We start from the raw sequence: 24088 nt of genomic DNA on the forward strand, positions 1-24088 counted from the left end.
AGAGTTGATGGGGGCGGTCCACCGGCCTCCCTGTGCCGAGCCGGAGTCTTTATGCCTGACGCAGTGAACGACCGTACCCTTACAGCTCCTACCACGCCTGACTTAAGCCAGCCCGCCGCCAGGACCTGGCCGTTTGCGCTGCCTCAAGCGCCGCACTGGCTCCTCCTCGGGATTTTCCTCGCCGCCGCCGTCGTCATTCTTGGCCTGACGGTTGCGCATGCTCCCGGTGTCAGCGCGGCCGAACTGGGCGTGGACCAGGGCCTCAGCCTGCATCACGTTGCGCTGCTCACGGCCGTGGCCATGGCCCTGAACCTGCTGTTCGGCCCGGTAGCGGGGTTGCTGGCAATCGCCGCAATTGCCGTGTTTCTGCTGCTGGTCCGCCGTGCGCCGGTCAACGCGGTGGCCTTCGCCCTGACGGCTGGCTCCGGATGGGTGGCGAGTGAGTTCTTCAAGCTCCTGGTGGCGAGGCAACGCCCGGACGCTGCGCTGATGTTCGATCCCCTGGCCCCGGAATCCGGAACGGACAGCTTTCCCAGCGGCCATGTCACCTTCGCGGTGACCCTTGCCTTTGCGGTGTATTTCCTGGCCCGGGGCACCCGGTGGGCGAAATTCACGGTGGTCTCCGGCGTGGTGGTGGTTGCCCTCGTGGCGTGGTCCCGGCTGTACATCGGCGTCCACTACCCTTCCGACGTCGCGGGTTCGCTGCTGGCCGGCACCGCGGCGGTGGTTCTTCTGGCGGGCCTGTGGAACAGGTTCGTACCTCTTGCCCTCAGAAAGGCATCATGCAGTCATTTCATGCACTCGCCACGGTAGCCGCCTCCGCCGCTGCTTCCTCGCCGCTGGACCCCGCGGGGCTCCTCGAGGGCTTCGGACCGGCCGCACTGGCTGTCATTGCCGGGATGGTTTTCATCGAATCCGGGGTCCTCTTCCCGTTCCTGCCCGGGGACTCGCTCCTCTTCACGGCCGGCCTGCTTCATCAGCAGCTGAACCTCACGCTCCCGCTCCTGATCGGCGTCGTGTCAGCGGCGGCGGTGGCCGGCGACCAAGTGGGTTTCTTCCTCGGCCGGAAATTCGGCAGGCGTTGGTTCAAGGATGATGCCCGGATCATGAAGACCTCGCATCTGACCCAAACCGAGGAGTTCTTCCACCGGCATGGCGGCGGCGCGGTGGTGCTGGCCCGCTTTGTGCCGATAGTGCGCACCTATGCCCCGCTGGCAGCCGGGACCGCCCACTACCCCTACCGCAAGTTCCTCCTCTGGAACATCGTGGGCGCCGTGGCCTGGTCCGTGTCCGTGATTCTGTTGGGGTCCTGGCTGGGGCACTTCGACATCATCGCCAACAACATCGACCTGATCGCCGTGGCCATGGTCCTGGTCTCGGTCATCCCGTGGGGCATTGAGTACCTCAAACGCCGCAAGGCCAAGGGCAACGCCAAGGAACCGGCCGAAGAATCCCAGGATCAGCCCGTGAAAGCGCTGGCCGCGGAAGAATAGCCCCATGACAACAGATGCCCGGCCGTCCCTGCTTCTGGTCGAGGACGATCCGGTCCTGGGCCCGCTTATTGCGGAGCTGCTGGAAGGCGATTACCGGATCAGCCTGGTGGCGGACGGAAGGCTTGGCCTGAGCGCCGCCCTCGGCGAACCTTGGGATGTCATGGTGATCGACCGCGGCCTGCCCGGCATGGACGGGATCGCGCTGATCAGCACCCTCAGGGCGAAAGGGATTTCGACGCCGGTGCTGATCCTCACTGCGCTGGGCGCAACGGACGAGAAGGTCCGCGGCCTCGACGCCGGGGCCAATGACTACATGAGCAAACCGTTCGACGCCGGGGAGCTGGGTGCGCGCCTGCGCGCACTGACCCGCAGCTACACCCAGCCGACGGTGAGTATCGGCGACTGGGAACTGAACGCCGTCGGCCGTTCCGTGCGGTCCGTTTACGGGCCCCTGGTGACGCTGACCGCGAAGGAGTGCGAGCTGCTGACGGCCCTCGCCACAGAACCGGAGCGCATTTTCAGCCGGGACGAGCTCATCGGCTCCGTTTTCCCGTCCACTGACCAGCCAAGCGTGATCGACACCTATGTCCACCACCTGCGCCGCAAGATTTCCCGGAACGTGATCCGCACAGTCCACGGCGTCGGCTACCAGATCGGCGACGGCCATGAATGAGAGAAACCGGGGCGCCGCAGACCCGGACCAGGCCACCCTCCGCAAGGCCTCGCTCAGGATCGCTGTACGCATCAGCGTTGCCTGCGCCGTGATGGTCCTCTGCCTGCTCGCCGGCGCCGCGATCTACCTGACCAACCAGCTGTCCCACCCCGAATTGCCCGGACCGTCCAGCCCGGCCGCCGACTTTGCGTACCTTGACTACAAGGATCTGCTCAAAGCCCTGATCATCGCCGGTGCAGCAGGGATCGTCCTCGCCGGCGTGATCGGCTGGTTCAGTGCCCGCAGCGCTATTGAGCCTCTGGGCGCGGCCATGGCCCTGCAGCGCCGGTTCATCCAGGACGCCAGCCACGAACTGCGGACGCCCCTGGCAATCCTGGACGCGCGGATCCAGCTGGCCCAGCGTGACACCCCGCCCGAGTCGAAGCCGGGGCAGGCCTTGGTCCGGATCCGGCAGGACACCTCAGCCCTGACGGCAATCGTCAACGAACTGCTCCTGGCCGCAACGGGAGGCGCCGCGGAAACCCCTGGGGAACCGATCGATGTGGCGGGGGTGGTGGAATCCGTTGCGGAGAGCGTCCGGACCATCGCCCGCGACCAGGATGTCAGGGTCGCCGTCACGGCGGGCGGCCGTGCGCTGGCCCGGATCGACGAAAGCAGTTTGCGCCGCGCCATCCTGGCGCTGGCTGACAACGCCCTGGCGCACACACCGGCCGGCGGGACCATCACCCTCGCCGCGGCAGCGAGCCAACGCAGCGCGATTATCACGGTGACGGATACGGGGAGCGGAATATCCGGCGTCGACCGTGACAGGATCTTTGAGCGGTTCGTCAGGACACCGAGGCCGGACAGATCGCGGGCGCAGCGCAGCTTCGGCATCGGACTGGCCTTGGTCCGCGATGTGGCTGCCGCTGCCGGCGGCACTGTGGAGATCGCCGGCACGGGCCCGGACGGAACCACCATGCGGATCACGCTTCCGCTGGCCACCGCCTGAACTGCCAGTCCGGACGTGCCCAACGCCGTATACTCGATGCCAGCCATGACCAGCCTTCCTGCCGCCCCCGCCAGCGTCCGCATTGATGCGTGGCTGTGGGCTGTCCGCGCCTACAAGACCCGCTCTGCCGCCACTGCCGCGTGCCGGGCCGGACACGTGCGGCTGAACGGCAGCCCTGCGAAGGCTTCGGCCACGCTCGTCACGGGCGAAACCGTTACGATACGCATGTCAGGCTTTGAACGCACCCTTGAAGTCCGCCGCTTGATTGCCAAACGTGTGGGCGCCGAGGCTGCGTCGCACTGCTTCACGGACCACACCCCGCCGAGGCCGGTGGCGCCGGCGCTGGGTCTCCCGCAGCGGGACCGCGGCGCCGGACGGCCGACCAAAAAGGACCGGCGGGAGATGGAACGGCTCAAGGGCGCTTAATTCAGTTCTTGAGCCTGGCCTGCACGAGGTTCGCGAAAGGCAGCTTGCCGTGTTCCGCCACGAAGGCAGCGTGATAGGCGGCCTCGGCCTGGTTCACTTCGTCGGCGGGCAGCTCTTTCCACGCGATAATCAGTTCGTCCGTGTGGGTTAGCTGCCAGATCAGCCGGCCGTCCCAGTGTCCCGGCAGCAATCCCCTCCCGAAGTCCAGGAACTCCTTGATCTGGCTGCGGAGGCCCCGGTTGCCCTTGCTCCCGGGCCCGGCCTTGCCGATATAGAGAATGTCCGCGCCGTCCACCCACTCACCAAACAGCGCTTCCGCCGGCAGGGTGGGGATCTTCTTCTTGAAGACGCCTGCGGTGCTTCGCTTCAGGAAGTGGGGCTCGTACTCGTTGGGCCGCAGGACGGCGAACACGCCGGTGCCCTGCGGAACCCTCATGATCTCTAGGCTGTCGAACGGCCTGAAGCCGGCGAAGCCGTCAGACTTGAGCGTTTTCCTGTCCATTCTGATGACGATACCCGGCCCGGCACTGGTCCGGCGTGTCCTGCCATCCACTCCGGGACCAGTTCGGGCGGCATCGGCTTGCTCCAGAAGTAGCCCTGGCCGAGGCGTACCCCCAGCTGACGAAGTTCGTTGGCCTGCGCGGAGGTTTCCACCCCTTCGGCCACGACGCTGAGCTTCAGGGTCTCCGCCATGCCCAGCACGAGTTCAATGATGGTGGCAGCGTGGGGCCCGCGGCCGATTTCCTGAATGAAGGTCCGGTCGATCTTGAGGCTGCTGGCGGAAAGCCAGCGGAGGTAGCTGAGGGAGGAGTATCCGGTGCCGAAATCGTCGATCGACAGCTCGACGCCCAGCGCCGACAGCCGCCGCAGGGTATCCGTGGGCCGGCCGGGCTGATCCATCAGGATGGTTTCAGTGACCTCCAGGCTCACCGCTGAAGCGTCGATGCCGGGTGCCCGGACGGCGCCCTCCACCACATCAGGGAATTCCGGGGCCACCAGCTGGCGCCCTGAGATATTCACTGCCGCGAAGAGTTCCCCGGCTCCTGGCAGCTGGCGGCGCCACTGCTCCGACTGCATGACCAAATCGTCACGGTGTTCCCCGGCCATGGTTGCCTCCGACATGCTCGCCCCGACAGTCGCCTCACAGCAATCCCGGCCACCCCTCGCAGGCAAAGCCTGTGGCGGTAGACAAATGGCGCTGTGCATCTTTTTGCAAGCATCGGGGAAGCCGCAGCCGCCTCATATCCCGCCATCCACCCCGTCAGTACAGATCCACTGCGCACCCAAAGGCCCAAAAGCGTAGAGTGGCATAAGACGCCTGATTCTGGACGCCTTGCTGCTGAGGGAGAGATCGTGACGATTGACTGGGACGAAAAAAAGGCCCTGCTACAGGAACCAAACATTGCGGCGGTAACGCAGCTTTGCGACGAACTGATGGAAAAGAAGCCAGGGTCCGTTGTTCCGTACATCGATCCCGTGCACGACGAAGACGAATGCCGGATCGTCAGCCTGCAGGTCAGCCCGGGCAAGGGAACCGAATCCGGGTTTGTCTCCCACTACAACGATGACGAGGCCGCCCGCCGGGCCACCCAGATTTACGAGCTGGCCGAGCTTGATCCGCGCTATGTGATGCCGTGGAACGCCTACCCGTGGGTCCGCGATCCGGATCTTCCTTCGGCTTTGAACGTGCAGGAAAAGACCGATGGGCTGCGGCCCTTCCGGCAGTTCCTGAAGATCAACCGCCGGGTCTCGGCAGTCATCGCCCACGGCACCGATGCCTCCACGTTCCTCACCCTCTTCGAGAAGACCTACCATTCTTCCCTGAAGAACAGCGGCATCAAGATCTATAAGGCCAGCGCGCTCGGCGGGCGGGCCTTTGCTGTTTCCGACGCCAAGCAGGAGGACCTCCTGGCCAAGAGCGTGGAAGTCTACAAGGACGCCATGCAGCGGGCAGGCATCCAGCACCTCTAGCTCCCCCTCCCCATTTGGGGAGCGTACGACGGCGGCACTCACCGTGAGTGCCTCAGCCCTCCAGCAACCGCCTGCGGTGCTTGAGCTCCTTCACGCACGCCCTGGTGACCATGTCCGGGAAGGGCGAGCCGCCGTCGTGATTCCTTCCGGGACTTGCCACGCCCGAACTTGGCGCGCCCGCGAAAGCCGTACCGGACTCCAGGTCAGCCACGAGCGGACCGGACGCCTTGAGGGCGAGTTCCACCACCTGCCTGGCCGTCCGGTCGGTGAGCCCCAGGCCCTCGGCCCAGCCCAGGAAGTGCCTCCGCGAAATCCCGTTCCGCTTCCCGTTCAGGGTGAGTGCCAGGGTCTTGTCGCCGTAGACCACGGTGGAGGGGATGTCGTAGACCGGCGCGATGGTCCATTCCCCGCGCGGCTGCTGGACCATGGACACGTTCTTGGCGTGCAGGTCCCCGTTGCCGCTCAGCCACGCGAAAGCCCCCTGGATGGCCAGGTTGCGGAGGGCGGGCAGAGGTGCGGCGCAGTGGTCGGCCAGCGCGTGGCACACCGTCCCGTAGCCCACGTTGTACTTGTCCGCGGGGTAGAGCTTGAGTACCTGTGCGCCGTCCTCCACTGCCAGCCGCTGGACTGCGTCGTGTGTACCGCCAGGAACCGGGATGCGGTCGAAGCGCTCCACGAGCAGGCCCGGCCGGCCCTCGACATCCCGGATCAGCTGCACGGGGCTCAGCGGGATCCGCAGTTTGGCCGCGTACCGGAACATGACCAGTTCGTTCTCCACAACGTGCGGGAACTCGGGGGCGTTGAGTTTGAGAATGAACCGCTTGCCGGCACTCGCGACGGGGAGTGAAATCATCCCGGCGGACAGTTTGTCTTGGACACCGGCGAGGGCCACTGGGTCGATCAGGTCGGGGTCGCCGAGCAGCTGGTCGAAGTCCATTGGCAGCTTGGTGTCGAGCTCGACGGCGTGCTCGTCAGGATCCAGCGGTTCGCCATGGCCCACAATCTGCACGTCGCCCACGGGGTTCGCCCCGGCAGCGATGAGCAGGGACAGGTCGTCGTCGGCGCTGGTCTTGATGGAGCGCCGCAGCGCGTTGAGCCGGCGCCCCTCCGGCAACAGCCCGGTGAAGTAGGGCGGCGCCGCACCGGCCGCTGAGATCACCGGTTCGGTGGTGAGTGGCAGGGAACTGGCGACGGCGGGTCTTCCACTGGCGAGGTACGCCGGCAGGTAGCTGAACCTGGTGCCGCCGTCGTGCCGTTCGAGTTTGGCAGCCAGGACCCCGGCCTTGTATATGTCCGCGATGCGGTGGTTCATGGCTGCGCGTTTTCGGCGCTGGCTGGGGCGCTGGGGCCATCGGCCGGGTCCGTGAGCGCGCGGACAGCCTGGCTGGTTCTGGTGGTGAGCCGGAGTTCGAGGCCCAGTGTGTCCAGGACCGCGGTCAGGGAATCGAGCTGGACGCTGGGTTTGCCCTGCTCCACGAAACGGACGAAACGTTCCGAGACCCCGGCCATGTCCGCCAGATCCTGCTGGGTGAGGCCCCACTGCACGCGCCGCGAGCGGACCTCGGCGGCCAGCACGCCGGTGAGTGGTTCCACCACAGCCTCCCATAGGTACGATCGTGCCGGTTTAGGACCCTTTCCCTAAGGCTACTCCTTGCGCCCGGCGCCGAACAGTGGGATATCGGCACGATCGTACCGGTGCATCCGGATAGTGAACAGTGCACCTGGCGATTACTGCGGGCATCTTGAGGCGTCCTTGACGGATTCTTGCGTTGGGACGTCCAGCATAATCGGAGGAAACTTTCAGGTTCAACCAAGGTTGGCGCATATTCGTAGACCGAGGCCTGTTCAAAAGAGAGCTTGAGATGAAGAAACTAATCATTGCCTCAGTGGCCGCGGCCGCGCTGGTGGCAGGCTCAGTGGTGGTCGCCTCTGCAGCTAATGCAGATTCCGGCACAGTCGTGCGGGTCGTCGACGGTGACACATTGGTGGTATCCATCAACAACGGGGACCACACCATCCGACTGCTCAATATAGACACTCCGGAGACGAAGGACCCCAACCAGCCCGTGGAGTGCCTCGGCCCGCAGGCCGCGGAATACCTCGAGGTGCTCCTCCCTAAAGGCACTCAGGTCACGCTCGAGTTCGACGTCGAACGTCACGACAAGTATGGGCGGACACTCGCCGGGGTTTTTGCACCTGACGGTTCATTGGTAAACGCGAAAATAGCCCGGGAAGGCCTGGGAATACCCGTACAGTTTGGCGGCAACAGTAAGTTCATGCCTCCGGTCGAAGCGGCCTACGCGGAAGCCAGAGAGGCCAAGAGCGGTCTATTTTCTGATCAGGTCGACTGCACGGTACCTGCCCAACTTGCGAAGACGACCAAGGCGCTCGAGACCGCAGCGGCAGCTGAGCCCGCAACCACGTCATCGGCTGCAAGTATTGCGGTGGCGGCATTTGCGACCGAACTGGCGGCCGCAAAGGCCCTCAGAGCTGTTCTTGCTGCCGGCAAGGACGCCCAAAGGGCAATCTACTGGGCAGGCCTGACGGCCACCGTCACAGCGGCCTACCTTTCGACGCTCGATAACAAGGTCGCGGCTGCAGAGAAGAAGCGGGACGAAACGAAGACCCTGCAAGCCACCCTCGCCGCGGCGGAAAAGAAGGCGCTCGAGGACCGCCGGGCCGCTGAGGCCCAGGCCGCAGCCGAAAAGAAGGCAGCAGAAGAACGCGTCGCCGCCGAAAAGAAGGCCGCTGACGAGGCTGCGGCCAAAGCAGCCGCAGCGGAAGCAGCGCGCCAGGCCGAGGCCGAGCGCCTACGCAGGTTGCCGCCGCCCGCACCCTATGTCCCGCCGGCGCCGCAGCCGTACGTTCCGCCTGCGCCCGTCCCTTACGTACCACCGGCTACCAAGTACACGGGTCCACGCTGTTACGCACCGGGCGGGAAGAGCTGGACTCCCTGCTGAGGATTGCTGGACTGCTGGATTGCAGGGGCGGGTGGGTCCCCCGTGTGGATGCCCCGTTGAGTGATAGAAAGAAGACAGTCACTCATCGAATCCTAGGCGGAATAACTCGTGAAAAACGCGGAGCAGGAATTTGAGAGCCGCGGCATCAACATCACGCAGGGGAAGTGGCTAAGCACCGACTTCAGTGGATACGAAGACGCGTCCACCAGATCGGTCGAGAGCAACGCCGTAGCTAAACAGCCCGCCATGTCCGGCAAAGCGATGACCTTCGTTGCCGCATTCGCAGCATTGGTCTTCGTGGTACCGATTGTTGTGGGCAACCTACCGGGTGGTGACGGCGTCCTCATCAGCATACTGCGCTGTTTTGTGATGCTGATAGCGGCGCTCATGGTCATGAGCGGGAAGAGGATAGTCGTCATCCCCGGTTCGGTGGTGTCAGGACTGTTTGCGATTGGCTCGCTAACGTCGTTGGTCGGCGGCTCCGGCACCAATGGCCTGGTGGGGCTCCTCACGCTCGCCGCTGCGTTTGCGCTGGCTTGGTATGGAGCACCGCTCTTTCGGAAGAATGACATTGCGGTTTCCCACGGCCGGTACGTTTACGGCCAGCAACCATCGGAATGGGGCCGCGGCTCCAGTGATTCCACTCGCAGCGGCATCTGGGTGATGGGTCTGCTCTTGAATAGACTCGTCAGGATTCCCGGTATCTACGTATTTCACGGGCTAAAGTCACCGGGAGCCAAGAGGATCGACGTGGAGCATGCGGTGACTCACGGAACCAATGTCTATTTGATCGATTCGTGGTTGGACTGGCCCACGAATTACAGCTGGCATCCGAACCGGAAGGGGCTGGCCGCCCACTCCAAAGGCGACGACGGTCACCGGCATACAAACATTGCCGACGCCGCAGACCGCTACCGCGCAGTTCTGGGCCCCGGCGTGAACGTCATCCCCATCATCGCCATCGCCTCGGGAACCGCATCCATCGGACCCGAGAGGTGGTCTCCACGTGGCGTTGGTCTCTTCACGGCTGACGAGGTCTTGGGATTTATTGGAGGTGGCGCAGTGGAAAGCCTCCCGCCATTCCATGACCGTCCTGAGATCCGCGAAGCAGTCGCTTCAACTGTTGAAAGCTACGCCTGAAAAACCCGCCCCGTGGGCCTAGTATTTCCCCATGAGCGGCTTCATTGACGGCATCCTGAACGTCAGCCCGCTCGTGGCCTACATCGCCGTCTTCTGCCTGGTGTTCGCCGAAGACGCACTGTTCATCGGCTTTGTCATTCCGGGTGAAACGGCGGCCGTGCTGGGCGGGGTGGTGGCCAGCCGTGGCGAAGTTCAGCTGCCGGTAATGATGACCGTCGCGGTAGTGGCCGCCGTCCTGGGCGACACCGTGGGCTACGAGGTCGGGAAGCATTTGGGCCCCCGGCTCGTGAAGTCCAAAGCGTTGGGCCGGCATCGGAGACGGCTAAAGAAGGCTCAGGACTTCCTGCGCCGCAGAGGCGGGTGGGCGGTCTTCCTGGGACGGTTCGTTGCGTTCTTCCGCGCTGTGATGCCTGCTTTGGCTGGCACGTCCCGGATGCCGTACGGCCGCTTCTTGCTCTTCAACGCTGCTGGCGGACTCACCTGGGGCATCGGCTTTGTCCTGCTGGGCTACCTGGCCGGCAACTCCTACGAGGCCGTGGCCAAGGCGGCCGGCCGGGACATCGCCGTCGTCATTGCAGCAATAGCCGTGGCCGCGCTGGTGGCGTGGCGCCTGCGCGCTTGGAAGAGAGACCGGGCTAGCTGAATACGGCAGCCTGAGCGGGCTCGCTTCTCCCCCTCACCCCTACAGCAGGCTGTCCAGCGTAACGAAGCTGTAGCCGGCCTGCCTCACACGGTCGATGATTTGCGGGAGGGCGTCGGCGTCGAGGGTGGTGCCGTCGTCGGGGTTTGACCCGATGTGCATCAGCACAATCTCTCCGGGCTGCAGGACCGAGAGAACCCGGTCCGCCACCTGCTGGGCGGTGATGCCGCCGCTGGTTCCCTTCCAGCCGAGGGTATCCACCGTCCACCGCACCGGCATGTAACCTAGGTTGTTCACGGCTGAAATGGTGCGCGCGTCCCGTTCGCCGAAGGGAAAGCGGAAGAACGGCGCGGGGTCAGCCCCCGCGGCACGGATGGCCTGTTCCGCACCCCGCACCTCCGCTGCCAGGCCATCATCCGGCAAACCGGTAAAGCCGGGGTGCGTCATGGAGTGGTTGCCTACGCGGTGGCCGGCGGCCACAATCGCAGACACACCGGACGGGTTTGCGGCCGCCCAGTTGCCGGTCAAAAAGAACGACGCCGGAACCCCGGCACTGGCCAGCCCCCGCAGGATCTTGGGCAGTCCGGCCGAGTTGGCGCCGGCGTCGAACGTCAGGGCAACCACGCGGCCGGCACCCGGCAGCACCTCAACATCCTGTCCCAGCAGCGCCGGCGGGAAGGGCGCTGCCGGCGGCGGTTGGGGAGTGACTGGAGGCTCAGGCGTCCCCGGCTGCGGGGTCACTGGCGGTTCCGGAACAACCGCGGGCGGCTCGCTGGTGACCGGGGGTGTGGGCTCAGAGGTGCCGGGTTCCGCCGTCGCGGTCGGGGTCGCTGTCGGGGCTGCAGGGGTTTCGCGAGCAGTGGGCGCGACACTTGGGGAAGTGGAAGGCCCCAGCGTCGGTCCGCCCGCCTGCGGGCGGGCGGAGAGCACCACCGCCACCACGATGGCGGCAACCACCAGCAACCCCGCAAGTATGGCGGCGACCATACGGCGGTTCCAAGCGGAGACGGGCCTCATAGTTCACACTGACAGGGTTGCATTCAGGGCCGGAAGGGCAGAAAGGTCCAGCTCCCGCCAGCCTCTCCCGTAGGTACGATCGTGCCGTTCTGTCACCCAGTCGGAGTTGACGCCGGTTTTGGACCCGCGGACCGGTGTGAACCGGCACGGACGTACCGGCCGGGCTCAGCGGAACTTGCCGGGGAAAGCGTTGACGATGCCGTCACTGAGCTCGTCGGCCATCATCAGCATGTGCTGTTCCGCGAGGTCATAGGTGGCGATGCCTTCGGCGTACCGTCCGTTCAGTTCAGCGCCGCCGTAGGAGATGGTCTGGTCGATGTGCTGCTTCATCATGGAGCGCATCTTTTCCTGGCTCCAGTTCCGGGGGTTGGCCCCGGCAAGGAAGTCGGCGATCTCCTGGGCGTTGGCGTAAACGGCAGTCTTGGCCGCTTCCAGCGCAGCAGCGTCCTGGGCCTTGGCAGCCTGGAACAGACCAACGAATTCGGTGATGTGCTGCTGCAGCAGGGTGGTCAACCGGGCGCCGGCAGCCTCGCCGTAAAACGGCTTGATGGCATTGCCGATGTCCACCTGGTTCTGCAGCAGCCGCCCGGCCGTGGTGTCGAAGCCGGCCGATCCGGAGGCGAAATTGACGATCGCGAGGCGCGTCCATTCCATGTGCTGCGCCCATAGCGTCCGCATTGTCAGCCGCAGCTCAAGCCGTGCGGCAGGTACTGAACTGGAGCCGCCGGAGCCATGGTTGTGGGCCATGAATCCTGTTGCAGCCTCCTGGAATGTGGGCTGCGCGGGCGCCGCCCCCACGGAATAGGCCGCGGTCAGGCCGCCTGAAACAGCCAGCAGGGCGAACACGACGGCGAGCTTTGGCCGCCTGCGGGATGTCATGATTTCCACGGTTGGATCTCCTTTCGTATGGGCGGGCGCCCATGGCACATTAGTGGCACCCGGCGCCCGATTCTTACCCCCTTCAGACGGAAATTTTTTCGGCTCCCTTTTCCCCGAAAGCCGGTAAGAGTGGCGGCCCGGATGACACTAAAGGGGTATGAAGACTCAGCGGGAAGTAGAAGCACAGACAGGGGCCGGATCGCCCCGAAACGAGTGGGACGCAATCGTCGCCTGGCGCGGGCGGCTGCTGATCGAGGCAGGGTTCCCTGCTACTCTGGCGTCACGCATGGCGGCCACCCGGGGAGTGGACATCCACGAGCTACTTAAACTGGTGGACAAGGGTTGTCCACCAGAGTTGGCGGTCCGCATCGCCGGGCCCGCGGGTGACCTTAGCGGACGGGAGTGATCGCATGGCCACGTTGGACGGCCCCGAGCTCGCGGATACGCAGGAAGCGCGTCCCAGACCCCCGGACCCTGACTGGGTGACACTCCTCAGCACGCCTGGCCCGGGGCACGATGCGGCACTGATGCAGCTCCACCAGCTCCTGGTCAAGGCAACCCGGCACCAGGTGTCGCAGATGTATTACGGACTGCCGGCCATCGGCGCCGTCCGCGTGGACGAGCTGGTGAACCAGGCGGCCGACGAGGCCATGGTGGACGTTCTCGGAAAACTGTCCAGCTTCGAAGGCCGCAGCAGGTTCACCACGTGGGCGTACAAGTTCGGCATCCTGCATGCCGCCGTCGAGGTGCGGCGGAACATGTGGCGCCACCGCGACCTCGATCTTGATTCGGTCCTGGAGAGGCCGGCGGTCCAAAGCTCCCCCGAGCAACTGCTCGAGGGCACCGAACTTTCTGCCGCCGTCGGGCACGCAATCGATGAGGCCCTCACACCCCACCAGCGCCTGGTGGTGCTGGCGCTGCTCGTGGACGAGGTGCCCATCGACGTGCTGGCGGATCGCCTGGGCACCACCCGCAACGCCCTCTATAAGGCACTTCACGACGCCCGCGGCCGGCTCAGGGCGCACCTGACGCTCGCCGGCTACCTCCCCGCTGCACCAACTACACCGAGAGTGATCTCATGACTACGCACCGCCGAAACCTGACCCCCGAGTCAGTGCGCCGACTGACCCTGGCGGCTGAGCCGTGGCTTTCCTGCAACGACTGCTTCGACGCGGTTGACGCCTACGTTGAAATCCTGCTGAGCGGTTCGCCGGACAGCATGCCGGCGCTCCGGGCGCATCTGTCGGGCTGCAGTGCCTGCTTCGAAGAAGCGCGTTCGCTCCTGCTGCTCGCGGCTGCCGAGGACGGGGTAGATCCCGGCCCGGCGCTGCGGCGGTTGGAGCAATTTTAGGCACTGCGGAAAGACCGCGGAAAGACGCGGAAAGAACGACGGCGGCGCGCGGCACGCTGCTGAAGCAACAGTTCGGGGATCTATCGGTTCGGAGCGGCATCAGGTGGTGCCGGCCGGAAGGAGCTTGACAGGCTGTGTGACCGGTGCCATATTTAAAAGCGTGAACCTGTCAGACAGCCGGACAGCAGGACAGCCTGCACCTCCCCGCGACCAGCCACTCCCCGCGGCCACCGAGTCAGCCCAGCCCCTGGCCCGGCTCAGCGCTGCCGAAGCGGTGTTCAACGCGGTGCGCGCTGACATTGAATCGGGCCAGATGGCGGTGGGCGGGAAGCTCAGCTCCGAGGCCATGCTGTCGCAGCAATACGGGGTCAGCCGCTCGGTCATCCGCGAAGCCCTGCGTTCCTGCACCGCACTGGGCCTGACGGTGACCAAAACCGGTAAAGGCACCTTTGTGGTGGCCGACAAGGTTGCCAATGACCTCACGCTGGGGCAGTACTCCGCGCGAGATCTGACAGAAGCCCGGCCCCACATCGAGGTTCCCGCAGCCGGGCTGGCCGCCCAACGGCGGACAGAAGATGAACTCGAGACGCTGCGGCACATCGTCGCCGCGATGACCACCGAAACCGACCCCGAGTCCTGGGTTGCTCTGGACTCCAGCTTCCACGCCGCCATCGCCCGGGCCAGCGGAAACAAGGTGTTCGCCAGCGTGGTGGCAGACATCAGGGGCGCCCTGGCCTTCCAGTCCGAGACCCTCAATATGGTGGCCGACCGCCAGCACGCCTCCGACGCCGAACACCAGCGCATCCTTGAGGCCATCGAAGCTGGCTCCGCCGACGAAGCCAGCACCGCTATGTCCGAGCACCTGCGTGCCGTGGGCGTCGCCCTCGACTCCATCCTCAATCACTGACGCTTCAGCCCGTATCCACTAACCAGTAACCCCTAGGACTCCATGCCTGCCCCTGCACTTCATGCTGCCCAGACCGCTGCCCCCGGCACCGCCGGAAACCTGCCGCAGCACGCACCCCTGGTGGTCGCCACCCGCGACGGCATCGTGGAGAGCATCCATTACGGTTCGGCCATCGCGACGGCCCCGGACGGCACCATCCTGGCCGCTGCCGGCGACCCCTTGGCTCCGTTCTACCCGCGCTCCTCGCTGAAGCCGCTGCAGGCCGTTGCCATGGTCCGCGCCGGCCTGAAACTCCCGGCGGACCTCCTGGCCCTGGCCGCCGCGAGCCACTCCGGCGGCGGCAAGCACCGCGGCGGCACCCAGCGCATCCTCGCCATGCACGGCCTTTCGGCCAATGACCTCGAGAACAGCACCGACCTCCCCTACGGCACCGGCGAGCGCGAAAACTGGCTGCGTTCCGGCCTGCACGCCACACAAGTCACGCAGAACTGCTCCGGTAAGCACGCTGCCATGGCCGCCACCTGCGTCATCAACGGCTGGCCGGTCAAGGGCTACCTGGACCCCTCGCATCCTCTGCAGCAACTTGTCGCGTCCACAGTTTTTGAACTCACAGTGGAGGACCCGTTTGCCCGCAGTACCGATGGCTGCGGCACCCCGCTGTTCGCCCTCACGCTCCGCGGCATGGCCCGCGCCTTTGGCACCATCGCGGCGGCTGCCGCGAATACCGCCGCACGCGCCACAGAAAGCACGCCCGACGACGGCGGGACCGCCCCGCTGAGTGCGGAAGCCGCCGTCGGACTCGCCATGCAGCAGTACCCGGACATGGTGGCCGGCGAGCGCCGGGACGTCACCGAACTGATGCGGCTGCTCCCCGGTGCCGTTGCCAAGGACGGTTTTGAAGGGGTGCAGCTGGTCGGCCTGCCGGACGGCCGTGCCGTCGCCATCAAGATTTCCGACGGCGGCGACCGGGCCCGGATGCCCGCCACCGTCCACGTGCTGGAGTCCCTGGGCCTCGACACCGCGCCGCTGGCCGGCATCGGCACCGCACCCGTGCTGGGCGGCGGCCACCAAGTGGGCCTGCTCCAGCCCACAGATTTCCTCACCCACGACCTGTCCGAACCCGACAACGACGCCCTGTAAGGACCCCAACCCCATGACCACCACACCTACTGCCGGCAATTTCCGGTCCGAGCACGACCTCCTCGGCGACCGGGACATCCCCTTCAACGCATATTGGGGCGTCCACACGCTTCGGGCCGTGGAAAACTTCCCCATCACCGGGCAGCCGCTGTCCTCTAACATGCACCTGGTCCGCGGCCTCGCCGCCGTGAAACTCGCCGCCGCCCGGACCAACCACGAGCTCGGCCTGCTGGACACCGAACGGGCGGAAGCCATCGGACAGGCCTGCACCGACGTGATGGACGGCAAACTCAGCGACCAGTTTGTGGTGGACGTGATCCAGGGCGGCGCCGGAACGTCGTCGAACATGAACGCCAACGAGGTTATCGCCAACCGGGCCCTCGAAATCCTCGGCCACCCCAAGGGCGACTACGCACGCCTGCACCCCAACGACCACGTGAACCTCAGCCAGTCCACCAACGACGTCTATCCCACGGCCGTGAAACTGGGCACCATCTTCGCCGCCCGGGAACTCCTGGCTGCCCTGGCCGAACTCGAGCAAGCCTTCGGCGAGAAGGCCTTGGAATTCCGCACCGTGGTGAAGATGGGCCGCACCCAGCTGCAGGACGCCGTCCCCATGACCCTCGGCCAGGAATTCGGGAGCTACGCCGTGACCATCGGCGAGGACCGCCTGCGCCTGGCCGAAGCGGAACTGCTCATCCACGAAATCAACCTCGGTGCCACCGCCATCGGCACCGGCCTGAACGCCCACGCCGGCTACGCCGACGCAGCCTGCCGGCACCTGGCCGAGATCACCGGCCTTCCGCTGGTCACCGCCGTCGACCTTATCGAGGCCACCCAGGACGTCGGCGCGTTCGTCCACCTCTCCGGCGTGCTGAAGCGGGTGGCCGTGAAGCTCTCCAAGATCTGCAACGACCTCCGCCTGCTCTCCTCCGGCCCGCGTGCGGGTTTCGGGGAAATCAACCTGCCCCCCGTGCAATCCGGGTCCTCCATCATGCCCGGCAAGATCAATCCGGTGATCCCGGAAGTGGTCAGCCAGGTGGCCTACGAGGTCATCGGCAACGACGTCACCATCACCATGGCCGCCGAAGCCGGCCAGCTCCAGCTCAACGCCTTCGAACCCATCATTGTCCACAGCCTCCACAAGAGCATCTCCCACCTCGACGCCGCCTGCCGCACCCTCACGGCCCGCTGTGTCCGGGGCATTACCGCCAACACCGAGCACCTCCGCCGGACTGTGGAACAGTCCATCGGCCTGGTCACAGCCCTGAATCCCCACCTCGGCTACGCCACCGCCACCGCCATCGCCCAGGAAGCACTCGCTACCGGCAAGGGCGTCGCGGAACTCGTCCTGGAACACGGTCTCCTCACGGCCGGCCAACTCCAGGAACTCCTCAGCCCCGAACGCCTGGCCAACCTCAGCAAGTAGTCCCAACCGGATTTCAAAGGACCCTCCCCCATGTCGAATCCCCCCACCCCCATCCCTGACCACATAATCGACGGCGGCCACGCCCACGCCTCCGAAACCGCCCTCCACGCGGAGGACAAGGGCTACCACAAAAACCTCAAACCGCGGCAGATCCAGATGATCGCCATCGGCGGCGCCATCGGCACCGGCCTGTTCCTCGGAGCCGGCGGCCGGCTCAACGCCGCCGGCCCGTCACTGGTCATCGCCTACGCCGTCTGCGGCTTCTTCGCATTCCTCATCCTCCGGGCCCTGGGCGAACTGGTGCTGCACCGGCCCTCCTCGGGCTCGTTCGTCTCCTACGCCCGTGAATTCTTCGGCGAGAAAGCCGCGTTCGTCTCCGGCTGGTTCTACTGGATCAACTGGGCCACCACCACCATCGTGGACATCACCGCCGCCGCCCTGTACATGAACTTCTTCGGCCACTACATCCCCTGGATGGCAGCGGTCCCGCAGTGGGCCTGGGCCCTGACTGCCCTCCTCGTGGTCCTCGCCCTGAACCTCGTCTCGGTCAAGGTCTTCGGCGAACTCGAATTCTGGTTCGCCATCATCAAGGTCGCCGCGCTGGTCATCTTCCTCGTCGTCGGCACCTACTTCGTCATCTTCGGCACCCCCGTGGACGGCCAGCAGGTTGGCCTGAGCCTCCTCTCGGACAACGGCGGGATCTTCCCCAACGGCCTGCTCCCCATGATCATCCTGATGCAGGGCGTCCTGTTCGCCTACGCCTCCATCGAACTCGTCGGCACCGCTGCCGGCGAAACCGAAAACCCGGAAAAGATCATGCCCAAGGCCATCAACTCCGTGGTGTTCCGCATCGCAGTGTTCTACGTCGGCTCCGTCATCCTCCTCGCCCTGCTGCTGCCGTACACCTCCTACGAAAAGGGCGTCAGCCCCTTCGTGACGTTTTTCGGCTCCATCGGCATCCAGGGTGTGGACGTCATCATGAACCTGGTGGTGCTGACCGCCGCGCTCTCCTCGCTGAACGCCGGCTTATATTCCACCGGCCGCATACTTCGTTCCATGTCCGTCAACGGTTCTGCCCCTAAGTTCGCGTCCCGGATGAACAAGGCGGGCGTCCCTTACGGCGGGATCGCCATTACCGCCGGCGTCTCCCTGCTGGGTGTCCCGCTGAACTACCTGGTGCCCGCCCAGGCCTTCGAGATTGTGCTGAACGTGGCTTCGGTGGGCATCGTCATGACCTGGGCAACCATTGTGCTCTGCCAGATCCAGCTCAAGCGCTGGGCGGACAAGGGCTGGCTCAACCGCCCCTCCTTCCGCATGATCGGCGCCCCCTACACGGGGTACCTCTCCCTGCTCTTCCTGGCAGGCGTCCTCATCATGGTCTTCATCGAATCCCCGCTCACCATGCTGGTCACCGCCATCGCCTCCGCACTGATGGTGGTGGGCTGGTACGCCTGCAGGCACCGCATCCGCGAAATCGCCGCGACCCGCGAGGGCTTCACCGGCACGGCTCCGGTAGTGGCAAACCCGCCCGCGGAGTCGTTCAAGAAGTAGGGTTTCCGGGCAGGGACGAACTCCTGCCGCTCCCTGGTGTGCGGCCTCCCACGAATGGATAGCATGAAGCCATCGCGGACAACCATCAGCGCGGTTCCCGGAGCTCCCCGAGCTCCGGGAACCGGGGCCCGGGGACCGGGGAAGAGGTAGCTCATGCCAGGATCCAAACTTGCCATCGTGGGAGCCGGAAGCGTGGGCACCTCACTGGCTTACGCCGCCCTGATCCGTGGCTCCGCCAGCAACGTCGCGCTGTTTGACGTCAACGCCCTTAAAGCGGAAGCGGAGGTCCTGGACCTCGCGCACGGCACCCAGTTCGCCGCGGTGGCGGCAACCGTCACGGGTGGCGGCGACATCGCCGTGACTGAAGGCGCCGACGTCGTAGTTATCACTGCCGGGGCAAAGCAGGCTCCAGGTCAGACGCGGCTGGACCTCGCCGGGACCAACGTCCGCATCCTCGAACAGCTCATGCCGCAACTGCTTCAGCACGCCCCGGACGCGGTCTATGTTTTGGTGACCAACCCCTGCGACGTACTCACGGTGGCGGCCCAGAAGATTTCCGGGCTGCCATCGGAACGCGTCTTTTCCTCCGGCACCGTGCTGGATACGTCGCGGCTGCGGTGGCTGCTGGCCCGGCGCGCCGGTGTCGCCGTGGCCAGCGTGCACGCCAGCATGGTGGGCGAGCACGGCGATACTGAGTTTCCTGTGTGGTCAGGCGCTACGATCGGGCCGGTCCCCATCCGCGACTGGGAAGTTGCAGGCCAGCGGATCTTCACTTCGGACTACCTCGAAGAAACCGCCCGCGAAGTGACGCAGGCAGCGTACAAGGTCATCGCCGGCAAGGGGGCAACCAACTACGCCATCGGCCTGTCCGGAGCGCGGATCGTGGAGGCCCTCCTCCGGGACGAGAACGCTGTGCTTCCTGTGTCCACCGTCCTCGACGGCCCGTACGGAATCACGGGGGTGGCACTGTCTCTCCCCAGCGTCGTGGGCCGCGGCGGTGTGCACCGCATCCTTCACACGCCAATGGACGACGGCGAATTGGCCGCCCTTCAGCATTCGGCCGACACACTGCGGAGCAGCCTGGCCACATTGGGGATCTAGCTGGCGGAACAGCAAGGAACGTCCCTTTCCACATGCCTACGCCTGCCTCTTGACGGCTTCCATGCCCGGGTCTAGCGTCAGCCTCATCCTGCTGTTTCAACGGCGAAACCTAGTTAAGGAGCATTGGCATCATGCCGGAATTCATGGATGTTCATCGCAACATGGTTGGAATCACCCAGGAGGCCCTTCGAGAGGCCCACGACGCCGATGTGGCCATCCAAAGCGACGAGAAGGTCGACTTCAAGTCAGCTTGGGCCGATCCCGAGTCGGGCTTGGTTTACTGCTTGTCGGAGGCTCCGTCAGCGGATGCTGTCCGGCGTATCCATGAGCGGGCAGGGCACCCCGCGGATGAGGTCCATCCCGTTCCCATCAAGGTCTGACTCAGCGACAGTACGACGGCGGCACGCCCGGTTCCCTTCTTTCGGAACCGAATTTGCCGCCGTCGTCCGCTGCCCTCTTACGGAAGCACCTCTTTTAGAAGCATCTCTCCACAAGGAGTACCTCGATGGACAACCCCGAAGCAAAGATTGTTGTTGGTGTGGACGGCTCGGATTCCTCGGTGCAGGCGCTGCGTCTCGCGGCCCGACTGGCCCCCGCCCTCGATGCCAGGATTCACGCGGTGGCCTGTTGGAACTACCCCCAGATCTACGCCGGCTATGTTCCACCCGATACTGACGCCTTCGAAGCGGCCGCAAGCAAGACACTGACCGAGGCCCTCGGCAAAGCGTTCGGCCCCGACGCCCCTGCAGACCTCAGCCAAGAGCTGGTCCGTGGCCCCGCGCCGGCAAAACTCGTCGAGACCGCAGCAGACGCGGCCATGCTGGTGGTGGGCCGCCGCGGGCAGGGCGGAATCATGGGCATGCATCTGGGGTCGGTGAGCTCAGCCTGCGTTTCCCATGCTGCCTGCCCGGTCCTGGTAGTGCATTCGGACGGAAGCCACCGGACCCACCATCTCTGGAAGGGTTCCAAGGGCGAGGACGCCGCAAAGCTGTAGTCCGGAAGCAGCGCGTAACGCAACGCTCCCGCAACCCTTCGTCGCGGGCAGATCGCCTATGCTCAGCAGAGCGCCTCAGGGCACCGCTCTGTGCACCAATGACCTGCAGTTCAACGACGAACCACCCGGGAGACACGGCATGACCAACTGGCGGATCAGGGATTTCCACTCAGCAGACCTGGACGGCATCCTGCATCTCTGGGAGTCCCTCAAGGCTTCTGACGTGGAGCCCGTTTACGCCCTCTCGGAAGTGCTGGCGTCGTGCGAGAAGGATCATGCCGTGGTGGCGGTGCAGGGTGAGCAGGTGGTCGGCGCCGCCGTCGGACGTGCTGCCCATGACCAGGGCTGGATCGTTTTCCTGGCTACACTGCCCGAATACCGCGGCCGGGGCATCGGCACCTCGCTGCTCGCCGCCGTCGAAAACCGCATGACCCCGCACGGCCTCAACAAACTTTCGGCGCTGATGCCCGAGGCCGAAACCCGCGTGGAGGCCTTCCTCAGCCGCGGCTTCGCGCTGAAAAAGAACCTGCGATATTTCGAGCGGACCATCCCTGTCCAGCGGCAGGAGCTCGGTGCGCTCGGCCAGCTGGGTGGCCGGATCCTGGCGCGTGACCTGTGGGAGAACGTTGCGGGCATGCGCAAGGAGAAGGAGCTCCTGGAACGGCGCCTGGTCCTGCCGCTCGCGGAGGCCGACCTCGCTGACGAATATGGGGTGGTGCCGCCGCGGGCCGTGGTGCTGTTTGGTCCTCCGGGAACCGGTAAAACCACCTTTGCGAAGGCGATCGCGTCCCGCCTGGAGTGGCCGTTTGTGGAAGTTTTCCCGTCGCGGCTGGCCGCCGATCCCAAGGGGCTCGCCGGAGCGCTGCGCGAGACGTTCCTGGAGATCGCCGAGCTGGAGCACTGCGTAGTGTTTATCGACGAAGTGGAGGAGATCGCCTCCCAGCGTTCGGGCGAACCGCCGTCGCCGTTGCAGGGCGTCACCAATGAGCTGCTGAAGATCATTCCGGCGTTCCGTGAACAGCCCGGCCGCCTGCTGGTCTGCGCCACCAACTTCATCCGGGCGCTGGACACCGCGTTCCTGCGCCACGGCCGGTTCGACTACGTCATCCCCATTGGCCTCCCCGACCGACAGGCCCGCGAAGCCATGTGGCAGCGCTTCATCCCGACCGCCGTGGTGGACGACGTCGACGTGGAACTCCTCGTGGAGCGCACCGAGGGATTCTCGCCCGCGGACATTGAGTACGCCGCCCGCAGCGCCTCCCAGCGTGCGCTGGAAAAGGCAGTGTACGACGACGGCGGCGCGGCTTCCGGCGGCAGCGTCTCAGTTCGCGAGGCGGTCCGGAAGGGTCCCTCCACGGAGGATTATCTGGACGCCATCGGGGAGACGCGGACCACCGTCAGCGCCGAGGTCCACCAGGACTTCCTTGAGGACATCGACTCGCTGGGGCGGGTTTAGGTCGGGGCGGGACTGGCTGGCGTAGGCGGGGCGGTACCAGCGGGGGCGGTACCAGTGGGCGACCACCTGAGCGGTAACTGTGGGCAGCCAAAAAGATCTCCGGAAATCTTTCAGGGATGGGCTTCAGGGGACCCTTAAATGTCGTACCCCCTGGCCAAGATGGAAACATGGAAAGCACAGCAGCGGACGATCGGCCAGACGCGATGTCGGCGGACGCCGGCCAAGCAGCAGCCGTGCCAGTCGATGCGGCGTGTGCGGATGGGGCGCTTGAGGCCGTCGTGGCTGGTGTTGCCGAGCTGACCGAACTCCGCCGTCGCCAGCGTGAGGATCCTGCCGGGCCGGATCCGTTGCGCCAGGGTGTGGACGGCTCCCTGGACCGCCTGGCCGTCATCTCCCGGCTCGAAGCAAGCACAGCCGCTTTGAAAGTATTCACCACCACCGAATACATCGACGGGACCACGGCGCTCACGCCACCGGCGGTATCCCCACAGGAGAACACCGCCCACGAAATGGCCGCGATCGCAGAGGTCGCCTGCGTCCTGACCGTCAGCGAACCAAACGCCGCCTCGCTTCTGTCCACCTCCCACCGGCTCACCACCACACTGCCCTTGACCCTCGCCGCCCTGCAGGCAGGAAACATTTCGTGGCAGCACGCCCGGATCATGGTGGACGAAACCCTCAATCTCGATCACGCCGGCGCGGCAGCCCTGGAAGCGCACTTTCTGGACCCCGACGCGCCCAACCCGGCACGCGGCCCGGCCGGGGACATGATCCCGTCCCGGTTCCGCGCCAAAGCCCGGACCTGGCGCGAACGCCACCACCCCGAGAGCATCGAACAACGCCACACCCGCTCCGCCGCCGACCGCCGTCTCGAGTACACCACGGACCGGGACGGGATGGCCTGGCTTTCGGCCTACCTCCCCGCAGATCAGGCCGCCGGGATCTGGGACCGCGCCACCACCGCCGCCCGTGCCCTCCAGGGCCCCACCGAGTCCAGGACCCTCACCCAGCTCAGGGCAGACAATGCCGCCGCCTGGCTCCTGGGCGGGCAAGCTGACCTCATCCCGTCACCGAAAGCCCAGGTCCTGGTCACGGTGCCGGTGTTCGCGCTGATGGGACTGACCGATGAGCCCGCCATGTTGGACGGGTACGGGCCGATCCCGCCGTCCATGGCACGTACGCTCGTTGCCGATGGTGCGGAGTCCTTCCACCGCGTCCTGACCGACCCCCGCAACGGCGCACCCCTGGAAATCGGCCGGGACAGCTACCGGATCCCCACCGCCATGCGCCAATGGCTGAGGATGCGGGACGGGAAGTGCCCGTTCCCCGGCTGTAACAACCAATCCCTGGACAACGAAGCCGACCACCTCCTCGCCTGGCACCACGGCGGCACCACCGGTATCTCCAACCTCGGCCAACCATGCCCCAAACACCACCGGCTCAAACACACCACAGCCTGGAAACCCACCGAGGCCACCAAAGACGAACCACCCGGCTGGATCTCCCCCACCGGCCGCCACTACACCAGCGAACACCCCGACTGGGAACCACCAACCTGGCCGGATCAGATCGTAGACCGGCTCCCCGACCAGGAACCATTTCCTGGGGCGGACCAGATCGTCGATCAACTCCCCCATAGGGACCGTGGCTCTTCCCTGCCAGAAAGCCTGTCCGAAATACCGATTCTGGCGGATCCCGACCCCGAGTGGGCGTGGCTATGGCGGCGTCGTCTCAATAAACCGGAGCCGCTTGGGTTTGCTTCCGTACCCGACTTTCTCTGGCTGACTGAACAGCCGCTGGCGGGCAGCGGCGCGCGTTCGCCTTCCGGCAACACGGGCTAATTAGGCCGGGACCCACCTAAAATCTCGGTGCTGCCACGCCACTGGAGCTTTCTTGGCCTGACCATCGTCATTGCTTCCACCCGTCGTTGCTTCCAGCCGTCATTGCTTCCACCCTGAGCCGCCAGCTA

The 24088-nt window shown here is 65.6% G+C and carries 26 protein-coding genes; 20 read left to right on the forward strand and 6 right to left on the reverse strand.

All coding sequences use genetic code 11. The annotated features are described in order from the left end of the window. Positions 1-51: 51 nt before the first annotated feature. From AC1MCD_RS19090 to AC1MCD_RS19110, 5 genes are read left to right on the forward strand one after another with little or no spacing between them, the layout of a single operon-like run. The gene (locus tag AC1MCD_RS19090) at positions 52-813 is read left to right on the forward strand and encodes a phosphatase PAP2 family protein (RefSeq protein ID WP_498674279.1); all 762 of its coding nucleotides are present in this window, start codon (positions 52-54) and stop codon (positions 811-813) included. Then, positions 783-1493: a DedA family protein gene (locus AC1MCD_RS19095; RefSeq protein ID WP_498674281.1), complete on the forward strand. Its 711-nt coding sequence runs from the start codon at positions 783-785 to the stop codon at positions 1491-1493. The genes AC1MCD_RS19090 and AC1MCD_RS19095 overlap by 31 nt, the downstream gene beginning before the upstream one ends. A gap of 4 nt (positions 1494-1497) precedes the next feature. Next, positions 1498-2166: a response regulator transcription factor gene (locus tag AC1MCD_RS19100; RefSeq protein WP_498674282.1), complete on the forward strand. Its 669-nt coding sequence runs from the start codon at positions 1498-1500 to the stop codon at positions 2164-2166. Continuing rightward, on the forward strand, positions 2159-3157 hold the full coding sequence (locus AC1MCD_RS19105; RefSeq protein ID WP_498674284.1) for a sensor histidine kinase: 999 nt from the start codon (positions 2159-2161) through the stop codon (positions 3155-3157). The genes AC1MCD_RS19100 and AC1MCD_RS19105 overlap by 8 nt, the downstream gene beginning before the upstream one ends. 45 nt (positions 3158-3202) lie before the next feature. Continuing rightward, positions 3203-3583, forward strand: coding sequence for an RNA-binding S4 domain-containing protein (locus AC1MCD_RS19110; RefSeq protein ID WP_498674286.1), 381 nt, complete (start codon positions 3203-3205; stop codon positions 3581-3583). Position 3584: 1 nt separating this feature from the next. On the opposite strand, the gene AC1MCD_RS19115 is transcribed toward AC1MCD_RS19110, so the two are convergent. Together AC1MCD_RS19115 and AC1MCD_RS19120 are read right to left on the reverse strand one after the other, a co-directional pair. Further along, a complete protein-coding gene (locus tag AC1MCD_RS19115) occupies positions 3585-4085 on the reverse strand; it encodes a hypothetical protein (protein ID WP_498674288.1) in 501 nt (166 codons plus the stop codon). Continuing rightward, complete coding sequence (locus AC1MCD_RS19120) at positions 4025-4705, reverse strand: EAL domain-containing protein (RefSeq protein ID WP_498674290.1); 681 nt, start codon at positions 4703-4705, stop codon at positions 4025-4027. The genes AC1MCD_RS19115 and AC1MCD_RS19120 overlap by 61 nt, the downstream gene beginning before the upstream one ends. 231 nt (positions 4706-4936) lie before the next feature. Between AC1MCD_RS19120 and AC1MCD_RS19125 the strand changes: the two genes are divergently transcribed. Further along, entirely contained in the window at positions 4937-5554 is a 618-nt protein-coding gene (locus AC1MCD_RS19125) for a uracil-DNA glycosylase family protein (protein ID WP_498674293.1), read from the forward strand. 52 nt (positions 5555-5606) lie between these two features. Here AC1MCD_RS19125 and AC1MCD_RS19130 read toward each other — a convergent pair whose 3' ends face one another. Further along, the gene (locus AC1MCD_RS19130) at positions 5607-6866 is read right to left on the reverse strand and encodes a type II toxin-antitoxin system HipA family toxin (protein WP_498674296.1); all 1260 of its coding nucleotides are present in this window, start codon (positions 6864-6866) and stop codon (positions 5607-5609) included. Continuing rightward, entirely contained in the window at positions 6863-7147 is a 285-nt protein-coding gene (locus AC1MCD_RS19135; RefSeq protein WP_498674298.1) for a helix-turn-helix transcriptional regulator, read from the reverse strand. The genes AC1MCD_RS19130 and AC1MCD_RS19135 overlap by 4 nt, the downstream gene beginning before the upstream one ends. A 269-nt stretch (positions 7148-7416) precedes the next feature. On the opposite strand from AC1MCD_RS19135, the gene AC1MCD_RS19140 reads away from it, so the two are divergent. The 3 genes from AC1MCD_RS19140 to AC1MCD_RS19150 all read left to right on the forward strand — a co-directional run bounded on the left by AC1MCD_RS19140 (position 7417) and on the right by AC1MCD_RS19150 (position 10297). Continuing rightward, positions 7417-8514 (forward strand): thermonuclease family protein, encoded by a 1098-nt coding sequence (locus AC1MCD_RS19140; protein WP_498674300.1) that lies wholly within the window; start codon positions 7417-7419, stop codon positions 8512-8514. 108 nt (positions 8515-8622) lie between these two features. Next, complete coding sequence (locus AC1MCD_RS19145; protein ID WP_498674301.1) at positions 8623-9654, forward strand: hypothetical protein; 1032 nt, start codon at positions 8623-8625, stop codon at positions 9652-9654. A gap of 31 nt (positions 9655-9685) precedes the next feature. Continuing rightward, positions 9686-10297 (forward strand): DedA family protein, encoded by a 612-nt coding sequence (locus AC1MCD_RS19150; protein ID WP_498674302.1) that lies wholly within the window; start codon positions 9686-9688, stop codon positions 10295-10297. 39 nt (positions 10298-10336) lie between these two features. Here AC1MCD_RS19150 and AC1MCD_RS19155 read toward each other — a convergent pair whose 3' ends face one another. Further along, complete coding sequence (locus AC1MCD_RS19155) at positions 10337-11281, reverse strand: polysaccharide deacetylase family protein (protein ID WP_498674304.1); 945 nt, start codon at positions 11279-11281, stop codon at positions 10337-10339. 195 nt (positions 11282-11476) lie between these two features. After that, positions 11477-12199 carry a hypothetical protein gene (locus tag AC1MCD_RS19160; RefSeq protein ID WP_498674305.1) on the reverse strand — a complete coding sequence of 241 codons (723 nt, stop codon included), beginning with the start codon at positions 12197-12199 and terminating at the stop codon, positions 11477-11479. 401 nt (positions 12200-12600) lie between these two features. On the opposite strand from AC1MCD_RS19160, the gene AC1MCD_RS19165 reads away from it, so the two are divergent. From AC1MCD_RS19165 to AC1MCD_RS19215, 11 genes are all read left to right on the forward strand, one after another. Beyond that, positions 12601-13272 (forward strand): RNA polymerase sigma factor, encoded by a 672-nt coding sequence (locus AC1MCD_RS19165; RefSeq protein WP_498674307.1) that lies wholly within the window; start codon positions 12601-12603, stop codon positions 13270-13272. Then, complete coding sequence (locus AC1MCD_RS19170) at positions 13269-13541, forward strand: hypothetical protein (RefSeq protein WP_498674308.1); 273 nt, start codon at positions 13269-13271, stop codon at positions 13539-13541. Before AC1MCD_RS19165 ends, AC1MCD_RS19170 begins: the two co-directional genes overlap by 4 nt. 160 nt (positions 13542-13701) lie before the next feature. Beyond that, entirely contained in the window at positions 13702-14448 is a 747-nt protein-coding gene (locus tag AC1MCD_RS19175; protein WP_498674310.1) for a FadR/GntR family transcriptional regulator, read from the forward strand. Between the two features lie 42 nt (positions 14449-14490). Then, positions 14491-15588: an asparaginase gene (locus tag AC1MCD_RS19180; RefSeq protein ID WP_498674312.1), complete on the forward strand. Its 1098-nt coding sequence runs from the start codon at positions 14491-14493 to the stop codon at positions 15586-15588. A gap of 13 nt (positions 15589-15601) precedes the next feature. Further along, positions 15602-17017 (forward strand): aspartate ammonia-lyase, encoded by a 1416-nt coding sequence (locus AC1MCD_RS19185; RefSeq protein ID WP_498674314.1) that lies wholly within the window; start codon positions 15602-15604, stop codon positions 17015-17017. Positions 17018-17047: 30 nt separating this feature from the next. Next, complete coding sequence (locus AC1MCD_RS19190) at positions 17048-18568, forward strand: amino acid permease (protein WP_498674315.1); 1521 nt, start codon at positions 17048-17050, stop codon at positions 18566-18568. Between the two features lie 153 nt (positions 18569-18721). Beyond that, entirely contained in the window at positions 18722-19669 is a 948-nt protein-coding gene (locus AC1MCD_RS19195; RefSeq protein WP_498674318.1) for an L-lactate dehydrogenase, read from the forward strand. Between the two features lie 131 nt (positions 19670-19800). Further along, on the forward strand, positions 19801-20049 hold the full coding sequence (locus AC1MCD_RS19200; protein ID WP_498674320.1) for an SCO4226 family nickel-binding protein: 249 nt from the start codon (positions 19801-19803) through the stop codon (positions 20047-20049). A gap of 125 nt (positions 20050-20174) precedes the next feature. Then, entirely contained in the window at positions 20175-20663 is a 489-nt protein-coding gene (locus AC1MCD_RS19205; protein WP_498674322.1) for a universal stress protein, read from the forward strand. A gap of 139 nt (positions 20664-20802) precedes the next feature. Beyond that, a complete protein-coding gene (locus tag AC1MCD_RS19210; protein WP_498674323.1) occupies positions 20803-22119 on the forward strand; it encodes an ATP-binding protein in 1317 nt (438 codons plus the stop codon). 167 nt (positions 22120-22286) lie between these two features. Beyond that, the gene (locus tag AC1MCD_RS19215) at positions 22287-23960 is read left to right on the forward strand and encodes an HNH endonuclease signature motif containing protein (protein WP_498674325.1); all 1674 of its coding nucleotides are present in this window, start codon (positions 22287-22289) and stop codon (positions 23958-23960) included. The last annotated feature ends 128 nt before the right edge of the window (positions 23961-24088 follow it).

The organism is Arthrobacter sp. BF1, from assembly GCF_056680215.1.

Excerpts from the sequence above, each read along its gene's own strand:
- AC1MCD_RS19140 (WP_498674300.1), top strand. The coding sequence starts at position 7,417 with ATGAAGAAACTAATCATTGCCTCAGTGGCCGCGGCCGCGCTGGTGGCA.
- AC1MCD_RS19120 (WP_498674290.1), bottom strand. The coding sequence starts at position 4,705 with ATGTCGGAGGCAACCATGGCCGGGGAACACCGTGACGATTTGGTCATG.
- AC1MCD_RS19190 (WP_498674315.1), top strand. The coding sequence starts at position 17,048 with ATGTCGAATCCCCCCACCCCCATCCCTGACCACATAATCGACGGCGGC.
- AC1MCD_RS19095 (WP_498674281.1), top strand. The coding sequence starts at position 783 with ATGCAGTCATTTCATGCACTCGCCACGGTAGCCGCCTCCGCCGCTGCT.
- AC1MCD_RS19185 (WP_498674314.1), top strand. The coding sequence starts at position 15,602 with ATGACCACCACACCTACTGCCGGCAATTTCCGGTCCGAGCACGACCTC.
- AC1MCD_RS19090 (WP_498674279.1), top strand. The coding sequence starts at position 52 with ATGCCTGACGCAGTGAACGACCGTACCCTTACAGCTCCTACCACGCCT.
- AC1MCD_RS19210 (WP_498674323.1), top strand. The coding sequence starts at position 20,803 with ATGACCAACTGGCGGATCAGGGATTTCCACTCAGCAGACCTGGACGGC.
- AC1MCD_RS19110 (WP_498674286.1), top strand. The coding sequence starts at position 3,203 with ATGACCAGCCTTCCTGCCGCCCCCGCCAGCGTCCGCATTGATGCGTGG.
- AC1MCD_RS19205 (WP_498674322.1), top strand. The coding sequence starts at position 20,175 with ATGGACAACCCCGAAGCAAAGATTGTTGTTGGTGTGGACGGCTCGGAT.
- AC1MCD_RS19105 (WP_498674284.1), top strand. The coding sequence starts at position 2,159 with ATGAATGAGAGAAACCGGGGCGCCGCAGACCCGGACCAGGCCACCCTC.
- AC1MCD_RS19100 (WP_498674282.1), top strand. The coding sequence starts at position 1,498 with ATGACAACAGATGCCCGGCCGTCCCTGCTTCTGGTCGAGGACGATCCG.
- AC1MCD_RS19195 (WP_498674318.1), top strand. The coding sequence starts at position 18,722 with ATGCCAGGATCCAAACTTGCCATCGTGGGAGCCGGAAGCGTGGGCACC.
- AC1MCD_RS19200 (WP_498674320.1), top strand. The coding sequence starts at position 19,801 with ATGCCGGAATTCATGGATGTTCATCGCAACATGGTTGGAATCACCCAG.
- AC1MCD_RS19130 (WP_498674296.1), bottom strand. The coding sequence starts at position 6,866 with ATGAACCACCGCATCGCGGACATATACAAGGCCGGGGTCCTGGCTGCC.
- AC1MCD_RS19155 (WP_498674304.1), bottom strand. The coding sequence starts at position 11,281 with ATGGTCGCCGCCATACTTGCGGGGTTGCTGGTGGTTGCCGCCATCGTG.
- AC1MCD_RS19115 (WP_498674288.1), bottom strand. The coding sequence starts at position 4,085 with ATGGACAGGAAAACGCTCAAGTCTGACGGCTTCGCCGGCTTCAGGCCG.
- AC1MCD_RS19150 (WP_498674302.1), top strand. The coding sequence starts at position 9,686 with ATGAGCGGCTTCATTGACGGCATCCTGAACGTCAGCCCGCTCGTGGCC.
- AC1MCD_RS19180 (WP_498674312.1), top strand. The coding sequence starts at position 14,491 with ATGCCTGCCCCTGCACTTCATGCTGCCCAGACCGCTGCCCCCGGCACC.
- AC1MCD_RS19170 (WP_498674308.1), top strand. The coding sequence starts at position 13,269 with ATGACTACGCACCGCCGAAACCTGACCCCCGAGTCAGTGCGCCGACTG.
- AC1MCD_RS19215 (WP_498674325.1), top strand. The coding sequence starts at position 22,287 with ATGGAAAGCACAGCAGCGGACGATCGGCCAGACGCGATGTCGGCGGAC.
- AC1MCD_RS19165 (WP_498674307.1), top strand. The coding sequence starts at position 12,601 with ATGGCCACGTTGGACGGCCCCGAGCTCGCGGATACGCAGGAAGCGCGT.